This window comes from Acinetobacter sp. Q85-2, assembly GCF_013420555.1.
Classification (GTDB): Bacteria; Pseudomonadota; Gammaproteobacteria; order Pseudomonadales; family Moraxellaceae; genus Acinetobacter; species Acinetobacter indicus.
Window position 1 is genome coordinate 1 of record NZ_VOXW01000044.1, and the last position, 1,860, is coordinate 1,860.

Below are 1,860 nucleotides of genomic sequence, written 5' to 3' on the forward strand. Positions count from 1 at the left end.
GGACAAGCATCGTCATTTTATTATGGTCAGCCTCAGGGTGAAGTGTGTCTAATCAACAGGGTTTTCGGTCTCTAAGTACTTTTTAAAGGGAACATCATCGACTCAAATCTCTATTTGCAACAGTGCCAATTTCAGGAAATGCTCAGCTATGTTCGTGAAGGAGACATGATCGTCGTGCACTCTATGGATCGTTTCGCTCGAAGTCTGAAAGATTTAGTTACTGAAGTTGATCAGCTCATAAAGAGGGGAGTCGCCATCCAGTTTGTCAAAGAAAATATTACTTTCACGGCCCAGGCCACTCCGATGGATAACCTGATGTTGCAGCTTATGGGCGCTTTTGCTCAATTCGAGCGGGAAATTATCTTGGAACGCCAAAAAGAGGGGATTAAGCTTGCAGCGGCTCAAGGGAAATATAAAGGTCGTGTCCATAAATTGAACACTGAGCAGGCTGAGGCTTTACGACAAGCCTGGAAAGAAGGACTGTATTCCTCCAAAGTTGCTCTGGCAAAAGCATTTGGTATCAGCCGGCAAGCTGTTTATCGATATTTACAAATAATTAATTAATCATTCTCTATAATTTGGACTAATATGTGCGTATAAAATCAGTGACTATTCTTTAAGCCCAAATAGGAGCAGACTCAGCTTTATAAAATTCAATGTTTATTTTTTTAGTGTCTATAAATCGGTGGGCATTAGCAATTGTTGTTTTATTAGAGTCTGAGTATTGATCACCAAATATACTGATATAAATATTTTCAACTTCACTCTTATTAATTTGATCGAAAATATGTTGATCATTTTCAGCCATTGAATGCCCATGAATAAACAAAGAACCTTTTATTTTTTTTAATTTTTTATAACATGAGTTCAAATATGGATTATGCTGAATTCTACTAAGTTTAGCTTCGTAATTAGGTTCTGATACAAATAATGGAAATTTTCCAACAGCTAGATTTTCTTTTACATGATCAACAATACTCTTACCTAAGTGATCTTTAAATGTATGTTTGTTAATAGTCACTTTACTATCATATAAATGCAGTCCTCCATGTAGATAGAAAACATTTTGATCGCTAGTATTTTCCCAACTATTGTATCTAAAACCGTCCTTACTAAAATATCCTGTAGGAGATATTTCTTTTTTATTAATGACCCAATAAAGCAATAAGTCATAATTTAATGTAAACACTTGAGAAAATTGTTTAATGAATGGCCTTGCTTTTTCATACTGGCTTGTTGATACAAAATTGGATGTTAAGGGATGAGTATCAGAAATAACTTTAACTAGAGAATTTTTCAACTGTTCTTGATCACTTTGTATTTCAATAATTTTATTTTTATCTACATCATATAATTCACATATCTTTTGTGCTGACTCTAATATTCTCATGATCTTTTCAAAATCATAGGTATCGAATTCCGTAAATAACTGACGAATTTCGAGATCTCTGGTACCAAAATCAGCTTTATCAAATAAAGACTTATAATTAAAAATTTCATGACTCCATGCTTGAGAAAAGCCATTTGCTAATAATATTGATACTTCAGATTTATTAGATATTGAATCAAACTTATCTTTAAAATTACCTATTTTCATTTTTAAAATAAAATATAAGAGTATGATAGTAATTAAATTATATCATAATTTCGACTATCCTAGATAAGGTCACCCAACTCATCTATCAGACGTGAAGATCTTTACAAATAGCTTCTTAAGGTTCATCACCGGTAATCCGGCACTGTTGCAAATAGAGATTTGAGTCGATGATGTTCCCTTTAAAAAGTACTTAGAGACCGAAAACCCTGTTGATTAGACACACTTCACCCTGAGGCTGACCATAATAAAATGACGATGCTTGT

Annotated in this window: 1 protein-coding gene and 2 pseudogenes; 2 read left to right on the top strand and 1 reads right to left on the bottom strand. The window is 33.4% G+C overall.

Annotation, left to right across the window (positions count from 1 at the left end; translation table 11 throughout):
- Together FTT68_RS13935 and FTT68_RS13940 are read left to right on the top strand one after the other, a co-directional pair.
- Positions 1-75, top strand: a pseudogene (locus tag FTT68_RS13935) (IS6 family transposase); the annotation flags it as partial.
- 51 nt (positions 76-126) lie between these two features.
- A pseudogene (locus FTT68_RS13940) lies at positions 127-564 on the top strand (recombinase family protein); the annotation flags it as partial.
- 52 nt (positions 565-616) lie between these two features.
- Here FTT68_RS13940 and FTT68_RS13945 read toward each other — a convergent pair.
- On the bottom strand, positions 617-1,597 hold the full coding sequence (locus FTT68_RS13945) for a DUF4917 family protein (RefSeq protein WP_177156118.1): 981 nt from the start codon (positions 1,595-1,597) through the stop codon (positions 617-619).
- Positions 1,598-1,860: the final 263 nt, after the last annotated feature.